Genomic DNA, 13211 nt, shown 5'->3' with positions numbered 1-13211 from the left:
CCACCCAGTCGAGCTACCAGCGGTACCGCGGTGGCGGCCCGGGCGGTGGACGGCAACACCAACGGCGTGTTCGCGAGCGGCTCGGTGACCCAGACCAACACCTCCACCCGGCCGTGGTGGCAGATCGACCTCGGTTCCGCGGCGACCGTCTCCACGGTCACGGTGTGGAGCCGGACCGACTCGAACCGGATGGGCAGCGGCTCGGTGTTCATCTCCTCGACCGACATGAACGGCCGGTCGATGTCCTCGCTGCAGGCCGACGACTCGGTGAAGGAGATGTCGTTCTCGGCGTTCTCGTCCACCACCAACAGCCTGACCCTGAACGCGGGCAACGCCACCGGCCGGTACGTGCGGGTGCAGCTGTCGAGCATCTTCACCACCCTGAACCTGGCCGAGGTGCAGGTCGGCGGCACCACCGGCGCCGTGAACCTGTCCACCAACCGGCCGGCCACGCAGTCGTCGACCGACGTCGGCACCGCGGCCCGGGCCGTGGACGGGAACACCAACGCCGTCTTCGCCGCCGGGTCGGTGAGCCGGACGGCGTCCAGCTCGCAGCCGTGGTGGCAGGTCGACCTGCTGACCAATTCCCGGGTCGGCAACGTCACGGTGCACAACCGGACCGACGCCTCGGCCGACAAGCTGAACAACGCGGTGGTATTCCTCTCCACCGCCAGCATGTCGGGCCGGACCTACGCCCAGCTGATGGCCGACTCCACGGTGACCAAGCTGAACCTCGGGGCGACGCCGGGGGCGGTCACCAGTCTGCCGACCAACACCGTGGCCCGCTACGTCAAGGTGCAGTCGCCGGCCACCAGCGCCGGTGTGATCAGCCTGGCGGAGGTCACGGTGACGGGCACCCAGCCCAACTGACGCACGACCAGGGACGGGACGAGATCACTGCTCGCCTGACGACTGCAGGATTCACGGATGTCGACACGACTCAAGGAGTCGGCCGGCGCACGCCCGACAGGCTCTTCGTGACAGCTCGTCGGCCACTCTGACCCAACGTCAAGAACAGCGTCCACAACGCAGACACCCAGGTCACGGCCATACACCAGAGCGTGAGCTTGAGGGAACCTATGTTCTAGTCTTGTGTGCTTGGCGAGGAGATCGGGGTCGTCGAAGGCCAGCAGGGTGGGGGAATCCTCGAGGTGATGTCGTAGGCCTTGACGAGGTCGGAGATGAGTTGGTGGTCGGCCTTGATGCGGCCGGTTTCGATGAGTTCGATCCTGGTTTGGGGCCAGGTGAGGGTGTCGGCGACCTGTTTGCGGGTCAGGCCGGCTTCGCGGCGGAGGGCTCGGAGGGTGAGGCCTAGGTCGCGGCGGGCGGTGCTGCCGACTGGGGAGAGGGCGGTGCGGAGGCAGCGGCGGACGTTGGAGGGGTCGCGGAAGCCGCCGAGGGTGTCGGCGAAGATCGGGTCGTCGAGGCGGATCCTGGCGGCGTGTCTGGTCCGTAGGACTGTGACAGCCCACTTGGGTAGGTAGAACAGGCGCTGGCCAGCTCTCGACTTCGTGCGTTTGCGGAGGAGGCCTTCGCCTTTGACTCGGACGATGGTGCTGGTGATCTCGACGGTGCCGGCTTCGAGGTCGACTTGGGACCAGAGGACGGCGAGGGCTTCGCCGATGCGTACGCCGGTGCCGAGCATGAAGGCGACGAGGTCAGGCAGGTCGGCCTGTACGGCGCGCTCGTCCGCAGCGAGGCTTTGTCTGAGGAGGGTGACTTCTTCGTTCGTGAGTGCGCGGGGCGGGTCTTTGGGGTGCGCCTCGATGGCCTCGATCTCGCGGACTGGGTTGACGGAGATTGCGCCCTAGCGGACGGCGAGTTTCATCATGCCGGACAGGACGGCGCGGCAGGTTTTGGCTCTGGGGGCGCCTGCTCGTTGCTTGATCTGGGAGATGACGGTGTCGATGCGTTGGGTGGTGGCTTCGCCGATGCGGAGTTCGCCGAGTGCGGGGCGGATGTGGTTCTTGATGGCGCCCTGGTAGTTGTCGAGCGAGGTGGGTGAGCGCTTCCCGTCCGCGACCCAGTCCTTGAACTTCCTCTCGTACAGGTCGATCAGGTGATTGATCTTGTGCAGGGCGGTGAGCTCGCCGGACTGGTTGGTCTTCGCGCGGTCCTGAAGCTTGCGGAGGAGCGTGCGCTCGGCTGCGGTCTTGGTCTTGCCGAAGGCGGACACTGGGCGGACACGGCCGTCGTGGTCGCGGAACCTGGCCTGGGACGTGTGCTTGACTGCCTGGCCCTTGTCGTTGTGCTTCACGGCCCAGGTGGAGATCTCTCCCCAGGTTCCGAGGGGCAACGGCGGTCTCGGCATCTCAAGCCTCCAACCTGTGTGACGGCTGAAGGCTCAACGCCCGGAGTGGTCGATCATGAGAACGATGCGAGGCAGTGTGATGTGACACACAGTCACGATCAGATGACGGGAGGGAGTGCGTCTCGACGGACCGGTCCGACGCGGGTGGTCGGCAAAGTGGGGCGTAAGTGGTGCGCGCCAGACATGAAGAAACCCAGGCCAACGCTGTGACCTGGGTGGATGTGCGCCGCCAGGGACTCGAACCCCGAACCCGCTGATTAAGAGTCAGCTGCTCTGCCAATTGAGCTAGCGGCGCCTGTGTTGTGTTGTGTCTTGCGGTCGAACGATGAGGATCGTAGCAGGGGTGGATGGGAGATGCGAAATCGGTTATCGGGTGAGCAGGGACATGGCTGCGTTGTGGCCGCCGATGCCGGAGACGGCGCCGCCGCGGCGGGCGCCGGAGCCGCAGATGAGGAGGTTGGCGACGTCGGTCTCGGTGCCCCAGCGGCCGGCGTCGGCGTCGTCGGCGGCCCAGGGCCACTGCAGGTCGCCGTGGAAGATGTGGCCGCCGGGCATCCCGACCGATTCCTCGATGTCGTACGGCGTCTTGGCCTCGACGCACAGGTTGCCGTCCCGGTCCCGGGCGATGCAGTCCTCGAGCGGTTCGGCCAGGTACGACGACAGCCCCGCGAGCACCCGCCGGGCGGACTCCGCCCTCGCCGCGTCGTTGTCGGAGGCAAACAACCGGGCCGGGAAGTGGACGCCGAACACCGTCAGCGTGTGGTGGCCGGAGGCAACCAGCGACGGGGACAGGATCGACGGGTCGGTCAGCGAGTGGCAGTACACCTCCGACGGGGGTACGGCGGGCAGCACGCCGGACGCGGCCGCCTGGTAGGCGGCCTCCAACTGGCTGTAGTCCTCGTCGATGTGGAAGGTGCCCGCGAACGCACGCCGCGGGTCGTCGCCCGACTTCAGCGCGGGCAGCCGGGACAGCAGCAGGTTGATCTTGAGCTGCGACCCCTCGGGCTTCGCCCCGACCGGCCGGCCACGCAGAGCGTCCAACGTGGTCGGCGCCACGTTCGACAGCACGTACGAACAGTCGACGGACCGCTCGCCGTCCCCGCCGAGCCAGGTCACCGACCCGCCGACGCCGTCCGCCTCGACGGACGTCACGGCGGCGTTGGTGACCAGTACGGCGCCCGCCCGTCGAGCCGCGGCCGCCAAGGCGTCCGTGACCGCGCCCATCCCGCCGACCGGCACCCGCCACTCGCCGGTGCCGTTGCCGATCAGGTGGTAGAGGAAGCAGCGGTTCTGGATCAGCGACTCGTCGTGCAGGCTCGCGAACGTGCCGATCACCGCGTCCGTCGCGACCACACCGCGGACGGTGTCGTCGGCGAACCGCCGCTCGACGGTCTCGCCGAGCGGACGCTCGATGACCTCGTCCCACATCCGGGCATCGACCCGAGAGCGCAGCTCAGCCGCCGGGACCAACGGCTCGAGCAGCGTCGGCGCGATCACCTCCGCCAGCGACCCGACCGCGCCGTAGAACTCGGACCACGCCGCGTACTCCGCGTCGCTCCCCGTCAGGGCCTCGAAGGACGCACGCGTGCCCGGACCTTCCGGTCGCTCGACAAGCAGGCCGACGTCGCGGCCGGAGCGCCGTACCGGGGTGTACGACGCCACCGCGCGCGACCGGAGGTCCAAGGACAGGCCCAGGTCGGCGACGATCTTGTCCGGGAACAGGCTGACCAGGTAGGAGTACCGCGACAGCCGGGCCTCGACGCCGGCGAACACCTGCTGGCTGACCGCGGCGCCGCCGGTGTGGCGCTGCTGCTCCAGCACCAGCGTGGACATCCCGGCCTGGGCCAGGTACGTGGCGGCGACGAGCCCGTTGTGCCCGCCGCCGACGATCACGACGTCGTAGAAGTCCTTCATCCGACCGGCCAATCCAGCTTGTGGTACGCGGCGTCCCAGAACATCCATTCGTAGCGGCACGTCGTACTGAAGTGCTGGTGACAACGCTCCCGCTCCGACGCGCTCACGTCCAGACCGTCCGTCACCGCCAGCACCGACTCGACGACGGCGTCGAACTCGTCGGAGCCGTACGTCTCGATCCACTGCCGGTACAGCGGGTCCGGCGACGACCGCTTCAGCAGCTCGCGCCCGACGTCGCGGTAGATCCAGTAGCAGGGCAGTACGGCGGCCACGGCCTCGGCGTACGTCCCTGTCGCGCACACCGCGGTCAGGTAGGACATGTACGCCGTCGTCGTCGGACCGGAGCCGGCTGCGTCGACATCGGCCGCAGTCAGGCCGAGGGTGCCGAGCAGAGAGGCGTGCAGCTCCCGCTCGACCGCGATCGCGTTGGCCGCGTGCAGGGCGAACATGCTGACCGCGTCCTCGTCGACCGCGCGGCCGGCGACCAGGGTCAGCGCGCGGGAGTACGAACGCAGGTAGTGACTGTCCTGAACGATGAAGTAACGGAACGCGTCGTGGTCCAGCGTGCCGTCGGTCAGCCCGGTGATGAACGGATGCCGGACGATCTCGTCGTACACGGGCGCCCCACCGCGGTCCCACAGCTCGGCGGAAAACGTCATCCCCAACTCCCTCGCCGTCGACTGCGACGACCTTATCCACAACGCGGCACGGCAGCACGAGACGAAAGTCACTCGCTCGCTCTACTCTGGCGCCATGACCATCCAGGGGGAGCGGGTCGAGGCGACGGTCGGTATGCCGCCCGACACCCCCTTGCTGCGCCGGATCCGGGCCTCGGTGATCGGCGACGACCAGGTCATGTACGGGCCGTACGGTCCGCGCCGGGTGACGTACGCCGACTACACCGCCTCGGGCCGCGCCCTGACCTTCCTCGAGGACTTCATCCGCGCCGAGGTGCTGCCGCGGTACGCGAACACCCACACCGAGTCCAGCGGGACCGGCCTGCAGACCACGCGGCTGCGTGAGGACGCCCGCCGGATCGTCCGCGACAGCGTCGGCGGCGACGACGAGACCGCGGTGATCTTCTGCGGCTCCGGCGCGACCGGCGCGATCGACAAGCTGATCGGGATCATGGGACTGCGGATCCCGGCCGAGCTCGACGACACCTACCACTTCACCGACCAGATCCCGCCGGAGCAGCGTCCGGTCGTGTTCATCGGGCCGTACGAGCACCACTCCAACGAGCTGCCGTGGCGCGAGTCGATCGCCGACGTGATCGTGATCAGCCAGGACCACGACGGCCACATCGACATCGACCAGCTCGAGTCGCGGCTGGCGCAGTACGCGGACCGCCCGCTCAAGATCGGCTCGTTCTCCGCGGCCAGCAACGTCACCGGGATCGTCAGCAACACCCGTCGCGTGTCCGCTCTGCTCCATCGGTACGGCGCTCTGTCGTTCTGGGACTGTGCCGCGGCGGCGCCGTACGTGGAGATCGACATGTACGGCGACGACCCGCTGGAGTACAAGGACGCGATCTTCCTGAGCCCGCACAAACTCATCGGCGGTCCGGGGACTCCCGGCGTACTCGTGGCCCGCCGGGAGCTGCTTCGCAACCGGGTGCCCGACGTGCCGGGCGGTGGGACCGTCGCGTACGTGAACCCGCTGGAGCACCGCTACCTCGAGGACCCGGTGCACCGCGAGGAGGGCGGGACGCCGGCGATCATCGGCTCGATCCGGGCCGGGCTGGCGTTCCAGCTCAAGCAGGCGGTCGGGATCGACGTGATCCGCGCGCATGAGGACGCGTACCTGCGGCGCGCGGTCGAGGCGTGGCAGCAGGAGCCGAACCTCCAGATCCTCGGCAACCTGGACGCCGAGCGGTTGTCGATCGTGTCGTTCGTGGTGAAGGCGCCGTCCGGGCGGTACCTGCACCACAACTTCGTGGTCGCGCTGCTGAACGACCTGTTCGGGATCCAGTCGCGCGGCGGGTGCTCGTGCGCGGGTCCGTACGGGCACACGCTGCTCGGGATCGACCTCGAGCGGTCGAACGAGTTCGCCGCGGAGATCCTGCACGGCTGCGAGGGGATCAAGCCGGGCTGGGTGCGGGTCAACTTCAACTACTTCATCTCCGAGGCCGTGTTCACGTACGTCGTCGAGGCGGTCAAGCTGGTCGCCCGCGACGGGTGGCGGCTGCTCGGTGACTACCGCTTCGACCCGACGAACGGCCTGTGGCGGCACCACCGTGGCCCGATCGAGCCGCCGATGCGGCTGTCTCAGGTCGGGTACGACGCCGACGGCACGCTCCGCTACCCGCACCACGACCACACCGCTCCCGAGTCCGCCCTCGAGGACTACCTGGCCGAGGCCCGCGACCTGCTCTCCACCTGCCAAGGCGCCCCCGACCACGAAGGCCACGTCAACACCGACTTCGACCACCTCCGCTGGTTCGACCTCCCCTCCCGCTGCCTGACCTCCCTCCCACCGCTCCAGGCGTAGTCCGGCGGTAGATCCTTCTTTGGCTTAGACTCCGGGGACAGGAATCGGCCGTGGGGAGGCAGGATGTCTGTGGGTGTGAAGTCGCCTACTGCGGAGGAGTTGCGTGGTGAGTTGGCGGCGGAGGCTCGGGTGGTGTTCAGCGGGAACGAGTGGTCGCTGATCGGGGATCAGCTCGGGGGCGGGGCGGTTCTGCCGTCGGACGAAGTGGGTTCGACGCCTGCGGATGAGTGAGGGGCGGGCTACCGCCACCTCGAAGCGGGTGCTCGTCGGGACTCATCGTGCTTGTAGCCCCGACGAGACGTTGCGGCGGCTCGGGCCGCTGCTGCCGCGGTTCGGGATCACCCGGCTGGCCGAGGTCACCTGGCTCGACTCCATCGGGGTGCCCGTGTATCAGGCGGTCCGGCCGACCGCGCGCACGCTCTCGGTCTCCCAGGGCAAGGGCGTCACACGGGAGCTGGCCAAGGTCTCTGCAGCGATGGAGGCGGTCGAGCTGTGGCACGCCGAGCAGGCCGGCAGCGTAGTGACGGCAGAGGTCGGTGAGTTGGCGCCGACGCTCGACTTCCGCCTGGACGAGTTGTCGCTGCTGCCCCGGCACCATCTCAACGACGCGCTGCGGATCGGCTGGAGCCGGGCGCGCGGGCTCGGCGACCAGCAGCCGACCTTCGTCCCGACGGACTGTGTCCGACTGGACGCCACGACCGGGACGGACTGGGCGCCCAAGGTGTTCCGGGCCTCGAGCAACGGCCTCGCGAGCGGAAACATCTTGCCGGAGGCAACGTTGCACGGGCTGTACGAGGTCGTCGAACGCGACGCCCTGCAGCGAACGGCGCAGGCGGTCGATCCGGGCACCGTCACCGGCTCGTCGGCCGAGGTGCTCGACCGCTTTCGCGCGGCCCGGATCGACGTCCGGATCGAGCACAAGACCAGTCCGACCCGGCTTCCCTGCTTCCGGGCGGTCATCTGGGACGAAGCATTCCCGGTGCACTTCGTCGGCGCCGGCTGTCACCTGGATGCCGACGTCGCGCTCTCGCGCGCGTTGACCGAAGCCGCACAGTCCCGCCTCACCACGATCGCCGGCACCCGGGACGATCTGGGCACGGAGGAGTACCAGCTGGCCCGGACCGTCCGGCCACGGCCATCCTGGCCGGCCTCCCGTTCGATCCCCTTCGACGAGGTCGAGTCCATCGTGTACGGCGATTTCGCCGACGACCTGCGGTTGGTCGTCGACCGGGTGGTCGCCCACACCGGGAGACAGCCGCTGGTCGTCGACCACACCCGGACCGACCTCGGCGTACCCGTCGTGACCGTGGTGTGCCCGGGACTGCGCTTTCAGCCGGACGCCCCGTGAACCGGTACCTGTTCGTCGGCCCCACCCTGCCGGACGCCGCGACGATCGCTCGCTCCGGCGTCGAGGTGCTGCCCCCGATCCAGTCCGGGGACCTGTTCGGCCTGGATCTCGCGCCGGGCGATGTCGTCGGCATCGTGGACGGGTACTTCCACCAGCGGCCCGCCGTACGGCACAAGGAGATCCTCGCGGTCCTGGCCGGAGGTGTTCGGGTCCTCGGTGCCGCGAGCATCGGCGCGCTACGCGCCGCCGAGCTCGATCAGTACGGGATGGAGGGCGTTGGCGAGATCTACCGGGCGTATCGCAGCGGCGAGCTCGAGGCCGACGACGAGGTCGCGTTGCTCCACGGGTCTGCCGAGGACGGCTACCGGCCGCTGTCCGAACCGCTGGTCAACCTCCGGGCGACGCTGAACGGCGCGGTCGACAAGGGCGTGCTCGACGCTGCGACCCGTGCCGAGTTGCTGGCTCGGCTTGCGAACATGCCGTACGGCGCGCGCACGTACGACCGCGTCATCGCACTCGCCGAGGAGCGCGGCGCCGCACTACGCGACTTCCTGACCACCCAGGGAATCGACATCAAGCGCGCCGACGCGTTGAAGCTCGTCCGCCTGCTCCAGGGGGAGCCGACGCGACGATCGGTCGTGCGCCTGAACCCCACCGTCTACTTGGACGGATGGCAGCTCAGGGCGACAGTCTCCGACCTGAACGACGGACACGGTCCGGTCAGTGACCTGGATGTGCTCCGCGTCTGCCAACTGTTCGCCGAGGACTTCCCGGCCTTCTACCGGACCTGGGTCATCGAGCAGTTGCACGCCGAGTGTGCTCTGCAGTGTCACGAGTACGACGTTGCTCGGTCGCCGCTCCAGACCGCGATCGCACATGGGACACACAAGGGCCTGTACGCCGACATCCACGAGGCGGCCCGCAACTGGGTTTCACCTCCGGAAGATGTCAGCCTGTTCCTGACCCGCAGCTACCTGGTCACACCCGGGGTGCGCGACCTTGCCGGGCTGACCGACGCGGTCATGCGGAGCCCAGCAGCCACGCCCGCTCGCCGGCTCGTCCGCGCCGCCGAACACGTCAACGAACAAGCACAGCTGACCGAGCCGACCTACGACGTACAACAACTCTCCGGCCCCCGAATCATCGACTGGATCACCAAGCACTGGGACCACCCGTTCGACCTGAGTTTGCTCGACCGCGCAATCGACTCACCCACCGCCCTGGAGACCATCGCCCGCCCGTTCTACCTGGCCGCCCGCTACAACCCCGACCTGATCACCTTCCGGATGTCTGGGTTCTAACGCAGGCGGCGTTCGAGCCAAGCGGCGGTGGCGATTGCCTGGTCGTTGTCCTTGGCAATTACCTGGAGGCCGACCGGGAGACCTGGAGCCGGTAGGGGGACCGTGATGGCGGGGTGCCGGGTGAGGTTGGCGAGGCGGGTGTTCTTGAGGAGCTGCGTGCGTACGGCGACGGCGCCGGAGGGCGTGTCGACGGCGTCGATGGGTGGAGCGGTGGTCAGGACCGTGGGGGTGAGGACCGCGTCGACGTCTCGGAGTACGGCGTCCAGGGCGGCGGTGAACTCGGTGGCCTTGGTGCGGGCGGCGTCATAGCGGGCCTGGGGGACGGCTGCGGCTTCGCGGAGGCGTTGCTGGATGTCGCGCTGGTAGTGGCTGGTGTCCCGGCCGGCGTGGTTGGCGGCCGCTTCCGGGCCCTGGAGGTCGGCGGCGGTCTGGAAGCTTTCGGCCCAGTCGGGGAGGCGTACGTCGATTGTCGACAATCGACCGATCGCGTCGGACCAGGCGGCGCCGACCTCCGGCGTGTAGTCCAAGTACTCCTCGTTCACCACAACACCCAACCGCTCGGGTTCAGGCACGGCGCCGTGGGGCCGACCGGTCAGGGCTGCGACGGCGTAGGCGGCGTCGGCAACAGTTGTGGTGAGTACGCCGACGTGGTCGAGGCTGATCGCGAGCGGGAAGACCCCGTCGATGGACGGTGTGCCGTAAGCGGGCTTGAAGCCGACCACGCCACACAGCGCGGCCGGGATGCGGACCGAGCCGGCGGTGTCCGTGCCGATCGCCAACGGAACGATGCCCGCGGCAACGGCAGCACCGGCGCCGGAGCTCGACCCACCGGTCATCCGGCTCGGGTCGTGCGGGTTGCGGCACGGCCCGACGCGGTTCGACGTACCGGTGCAGCCGTAAGCGAACTCGTGCGTGTGGCTCAGCCCGATGACGATCGCCCCGGCCGCCCGCAGTCGCGCGACCACCTCGGCATCGCGCCGGCCGACCTCGTTCATCCCAGCCGACCCACAGCGGAATGGCAGCCCCTCGACCTCGATGATCTCCTTCACCAGCACGGGTACGCCGGCCAGCGCACCCGACCGCGGATGGTCTGCAGCCGCCTTGCACGCACCCTCGGCGTCGAGATGCACCACGGCGTTCAGGTGCTGATTCTCCTCAGCCCGCTGGAGCGCCTCCTCGACCAGTACGACGGGATCCAGCCGACCGACGCGTACTCCTTCAGCGATTTCCTGGATCATGCGTCGACCCGGTGATCGGCCGCGAGCGACACCGCGAGCTCAAGGGTTGCGTCGTCCACAGCGGTCGGGGGTGGGGCGCCGTACGCGTCGAGAAGCTGACGCTGGACGGTGTCGATGGTCAGGCCTGGCACCTCGGTCGAGAGCGAGCCGACCGACGCTGGGTCGAAAGGCAACTCCAGGTGCCGGTAGACGTCCGTCAGCACCGCCCGCAGCCGCGCGTCGTCACCCACGACGACCAGCGCGCTGAACAGCCAGCCGTTGCGGACGACACGCTGGCCCGTGCCGACCAGCTTCACCACACCCCGCGCGTTGATGCTGTGCGCACCCGGACAGTACTCACCGGGCACCGCTCCCACGCGCGCGTCGATTCCGAGAGCGTGCAGTACGTCGGCGTACAGCAAGCCGTACTCCTTGAACCGGGTCTCCAGGCCGTCCGGCGCCAGTTGCTCATGCTTGACGTGGTCCACGACCAGCGCCTCGGTCGTATAGGCGACCGGCCGCCCACCGACAGCACGCACGAGCGGCTCGAACCCAGCGGCCCGAGCAGCCAGCGCAGCGGCTCCGAATCCCGGCAGCCGCGTGTCCCGCCGGCCGAACACCACCGCCGGCGACACAGGCCGATAGACCCGCAACGCCTCATTCACCTCACCGGCCGACACCCGCCGTACCAGCGCATGCCCCACCGCCAACTCAACAGCCGCGTCGTCGACCCCGCCACCGATCACCAGCACCCAGCCATCGTGTCACGCCCGCCGTGGAAGGCTGTGAGCCATGGTGCTTGGAGTCGATGCCTGCAAGAAGGGGTGGGTCGGGGTTTCGGGGGAGCTGCGGGGCTACTTCGGCCGGACCATAGGCGAGCTGATCGAGGCGGCTCAGCAGGACGGGCCCCTGGACGTGGTCGGGATCGACATCCCGGTCGGGATGCCGGCGACCGGAGTGCGGCAGGCCGACGTGCTGGCTCGGCGGCTGGTCGGGAGGCGGGCGTCGTCCGTGTTCTCGACGCCGGTGCGGGACGCGGTCGCGGCGGCCACCTACACCGAGGCGTTGGAGGTGAGCCTGCGGCTGACCGGGAAGGGGGTCAGCAGGCAGTCCTATGCCTTGGCGCAGCGGATTCTGGAGGTGGATGCGTGGGCGCCGACCGCGGGCTGCCCGGTGATCGAGGTACATCCGGAGCTGTGCTTCGCGACGATGGCTGGTCACCCGCTCGAGCATCCGAAGTCGACCTGGGCGGGCAGCGAGGAGCGCAGGCGGCTGCTGGTGAGCGTTGGCCTGCCGATGCCCTCCGACGTCGGGGCGGCTGGTGAATATGGAGCCGTCGACGACGTGCTCGATGCGGCCGCCGTGGCCTGGACGGCCGGGCGGTACGCCGACGGCAAGGCGGTCGCCTACCCGGATCCTCCTGAGGTGCTCGGCGAGGGCGTGACAGCCGCTATCTGGGTCTAGCGCGCGCCGGCCTTGCGCAGGAGGCCGGCGATCTCGTGGTACCCGCGGTTGGTGGCGTGCTGGAGTGGGGTGACGCCGTCTGCGTCGGCGAGGGACGGGTTGGCGCCGGAGGCGAGGAGGATGCCGACGATCTGCTGCCAGGGCGCGGTGCCCTTGCCGAGGATGATGGCCTCCAGCAGGGCGGTCCAGCCAAGGTTGTTGACGTGGTTGACATTGATCGGCGTCTGGACCACGCGGCGGACGTAGTCGACGTGCCCGCGTTCGCTGGCCGGGATGACGGAGATGCCGCCGTACCGGTTGCGCAGGGTGAGGTCCGGGTCGGCCGGCAGCAGGGTCTCCAGCATGGCGACGCTCCCGGTGACGCCAGTGACCAGCCAGGCGGAGTCCTGCCGGTCGTCCTGCGCGTCGGGGTCTGCGCCCAGCGTGACGAGCAGACGGGCGACATCGACGCGGTCGTGCAGCGACGCGAGCAGCAGCGCAGTACGACGGTGTGCGTCGCGGGATTCCAGTGCTGCGCCGGCCCCAAGAGCGGCTGCCACGCGGTTGGCGTCACCTGCTTCGGCTGCTGCTAGCAGTGTGTTCTTGGCGTCGTCGCGCGCCGGTGGCTTGGTGCCTAGCGCGGCCGCAACGTCGCCATCGCCAGCGGGGACCGGAGTGGTGCCGGGCGGGTTGCGGTCCGCGCCGGCAGCGATGAGCAGGCGGACGGTGTCGACGTACCGTGGGCTGCCGTCGCCTAGCTGGACCGCCTCGTGCAGAGCTGTCCAGTTGAGCCGGTTGACGTGGTCGACGGCGACACCGGCGCGGAGCAGGCGGCCGACGACGGCTGCGTGACCACGCTCGGCTGCGCGGATGAGCGCCGTACCGCGGTAGCTGTCCAGGCTGCGTACGTCGGCGCCGTGCTGCAGGGTCAGCTCGAGCAGTTCGAGGTAGCCCTCGCTGGCCGCGATGAGGAAGGCGCTCTGCACGGTGTCGTCGACCGCGTTCACATCGGCGCCTGCCGTGATCAGGCGACCTGCCGCGCGTACGTCGTTCTTCCACGCGGCGTCGATGAGTTGCTGGTCAAGTGATCGCACAGTGGACGTCCTCGGGGTCGGCGCGGGCGGCGGCTCAGCGGGGGAGCAGGCTGCCGCCATCAGGATGACGGCAGCCATGACGACAACTCTGTT

At 69.2% G+C, this 13211-nt stretch carries 13 protein-coding genes and 1 tRNA gene; 6 read left to right on the top strand and 8 right to left on the bottom strand.

Features of this window, described 5'->3' with window-relative positions; genetic code table 11:
• Positions 1-30: 30 nt before the first annotated feature.
• Positions 31-870, top strand: coding sequence for a galactose-binding domain-containing protein (locus ACWCOV_RS00295; RefSeq protein WP_449827018.1), 840 nt, complete (start codon positions 31-33; stop codon positions 868-870).
• Between the two features lie 214 nt (positions 871-1084).
• Here the strand turns inward: ACWCOV_RS00295 and ACWCOV_RS00290 are convergent, their stop codons facing one another.
• From ACWCOV_RS00290 to tenA, 5 genes are all read right to left on the bottom strand, one after another.
• The gene (locus ACWCOV_RS00290; RefSeq protein ID WP_449827017.1) at positions 1085-1645 is read right to left on the bottom strand and encodes a helix-turn-helix domain-containing protein; all 561 of its coding nucleotides are present in this window, start codon (positions 1643-1645) and stop codon (positions 1085-1087) included.
• A 162-nt stretch (positions 1646-1807) separates the two neighbouring features.
• Positions 1808-2311 carry a tyrosine-type recombinase/integrase gene (locus ACWCOV_RS00285; RefSeq protein ID WP_449827016.1) on the bottom strand — a complete coding sequence of 168 codons (504 nt, stop codon included), beginning with the start codon at positions 2309-2311 and terminating at the stop codon, positions 1808-1810.
• Positions 2312-2533: 222 nt separating this feature from the next.
• Positions 2534-2606: transfer RNA gene (locus tag ACWCOV_RS00280), tRNA-Lys, on the bottom strand.
• Between the two features lie 71 nt (positions 2607-2677).
• On the bottom strand, positions 2678-4225 hold the full coding sequence (locus ACWCOV_RS00275; protein WP_449827015.1) for a phytoene desaturase family protein: 1548 nt from the start codon (positions 4223-4225) through the stop codon (positions 2678-2680).
• Positions 4222-4884, bottom strand: coding sequence for a thiaminase II (tenA, locus tag ACWCOV_RS00270; protein ID WP_449827014.1), 663 nt, complete (start codon positions 4882-4884; stop codon positions 4222-4224). The genes ACWCOV_RS00275 and tenA overlap by 4 nt, the downstream gene beginning before the upstream one ends.
• Before the next feature lie 94 nt (positions 4885-4978).
• Between tenA and ACWCOV_RS00265 the strand changes: the two genes are divergently transcribed.
• From ACWCOV_RS00265 to ACWCOV_RS00250, 4 genes are all read left to right on the top strand, one after another.
• On the top strand, positions 4979-6715 hold the full coding sequence (locus ACWCOV_RS00265) for an aminotransferase class V-fold PLP-dependent enzyme (RefSeq protein ID WP_449827013.1): 1737 nt from the start codon (positions 4979-4981) through the stop codon (positions 6713-6715).
• Between the two features lie 63 nt (positions 6716-6778).
• Positions 6779-6946 carry a hypothetical protein gene (locus tag ACWCOV_RS00260; RefSeq protein ID WP_449827012.1) on the top strand — a complete coding sequence of 56 codons (168 nt, stop codon included), beginning with the start codon at positions 6779-6781 and terminating at the stop codon, positions 6944-6946.
• The gene (locus ACWCOV_RS00255) at positions 6939-8063 is read left to right on the top strand and encodes a YcaO-like family protein (protein ID WP_449827011.1); all 1125 of its coding nucleotides are present in this window, start codon (positions 6939-6941) and stop codon (positions 8061-8063) included. The genes ACWCOV_RS00260 and ACWCOV_RS00255 overlap by 8 nt, the downstream gene beginning before the upstream one ends.
• The gene (locus tag ACWCOV_RS00250) at positions 8060-9364 is read left to right on the top strand and encodes a TfuA-like protein (protein ID WP_449827010.1); all 1305 of its coding nucleotides are present in this window, start codon (positions 8060-8062) and stop codon (positions 9362-9364) included. Before ACWCOV_RS00255 ends, ACWCOV_RS00250 begins: the two co-directional genes overlap by 4 nt.
• On the opposite strand, the gene ACWCOV_RS00245 is transcribed toward ACWCOV_RS00250, so the two are convergent.
• Together ACWCOV_RS00245 and ACWCOV_RS00240 are read right to left on the bottom strand one after the other, a co-directional pair.
• Positions 9361-10602: an amidase gene (locus ACWCOV_RS00245; RefSeq protein WP_449827009.1), complete on the bottom strand. Its 1242-nt coding sequence runs from the start codon at positions 10600-10602 to the stop codon at positions 9361-9363. The genes ACWCOV_RS00250 and ACWCOV_RS00245 overlap by 4 nt on opposite strands.
• Positions 10599-11333, bottom strand: coding sequence for a lipoate--protein ligase family protein (locus ACWCOV_RS00240; protein ID WP_449827008.1), 735 nt, complete (start codon positions 11331-11333; stop codon positions 10599-10601). The genes ACWCOV_RS00245 and ACWCOV_RS00240 overlap by 4 nt, the downstream gene beginning before the upstream one ends.
• Positions 11334-11373: 40 nt before the next feature.
• Here ACWCOV_RS00240 and ACWCOV_RS00235 point away from each other — a divergent pair, with 40 nt between their 5' ends.
• Positions 11374-12045 carry a DUF429 domain-containing protein gene (locus ACWCOV_RS00235; RefSeq protein WP_449827007.1) on the top strand — a complete coding sequence of 224 codons (672 nt, stop codon included), beginning with the start codon at positions 11374-11376 and terminating at the stop codon, positions 12043-12045.
• Here the strand turns inward: ACWCOV_RS00235 and ACWCOV_RS00230 are convergent.
• Positions 12042-13196, bottom strand: coding sequence for an ankyrin repeat domain-containing protein (locus ACWCOV_RS00230; RefSeq protein WP_449827006.1), 1155 nt, complete (start codon positions 13194-13196; stop codon positions 12042-12044). The two genes, ACWCOV_RS00235 and ACWCOV_RS00230, sit on opposite strands and share 4 nt — an antisense overlap.
• Positions 13197-13211: the final 15 nt, after the last annotated feature.

The organism is Kribbella sp. NPDC002412, assembly GCF_053592935.1.
The sequence above is the reverse complement of the archived record's forward strand: the minus strand, read 5'-3'. Positions and strand labels throughout refer to the sequence as shown.

What these genes read in the sequence shown, in the direction of transcription:
- tenA (WP_449827014.1), bottom strand. Translation starts at nt 4,884, where the DNA reads ATGACGTTTTCCGCCGAGCTGTGGGACCGCGGTGGGGCGCCCGTGTAC.
- ACWCOV_RS00255 (WP_449827011.1), top strand. Translation starts at nt 6,939, where the DNA reads ATGAGTGAGGGGCGGGCTACCGCCACCTCGAAGCGGGTGCTCGTCGGG.
- ACWCOV_RS00290 (WP_449827017.1), bottom strand. Translation starts at nt 1,645, where the DNA reads ATGCTCGGCACCGGCGTACGCATCGGCGAAGCCCTCGCCGTCCTCTGG.
- ACWCOV_RS00235 (WP_449827007.1), top strand. Translation starts at nt 11,374, where the DNA reads ATGGTGCTTGGAGTCGATGCCTGCAAGAAGGGGTGGGTCGGGGTTTCG.
- ACWCOV_RS00275 (WP_449827015.1), bottom strand. Translation starts at nt 4,225, where the DNA reads ATGAAGGACTTCTACGACGTCGTGATCGTCGGCGGCGGGCACAACGGG.
- ACWCOV_RS00265 (WP_449827013.1), top strand. Translation starts at nt 4,979, where the DNA reads ATGACCATCCAGGGGGAGCGGGTCGAGGCGACGGTCGGTATGCCGCCC.
- ACWCOV_RS00285 (WP_449827016.1), bottom strand. Translation starts at nt 2,311, where the DNA reads ATGCCGAGACCGCCGTTGCCCCTCGGAACCTGGGGAGAGATCTCCACC.
- ACWCOV_RS00260 (WP_449827012.1), top strand. Translation starts at nt 6,779, where the DNA reads ATGTCTGTGGGTGTGAAGTCGCCTACTGCGGAGGAGTTGCGTGGTGAG.
- ACWCOV_RS00245 (WP_449827009.1), bottom strand. Translation starts at nt 10,602, where the DNA reads ATGATCCAGGAAATCGCTGAAGGAGTACGCGTCGGTCGGCTGGATCCC.
- ACWCOV_RS00230 (WP_449827006.1), bottom strand. Translation starts at nt 13,196, where the DNA reads ATGGCTGCCGTCATCCTGATGGCGGCAGCCTGCTCCCCCGCTGAGCCG.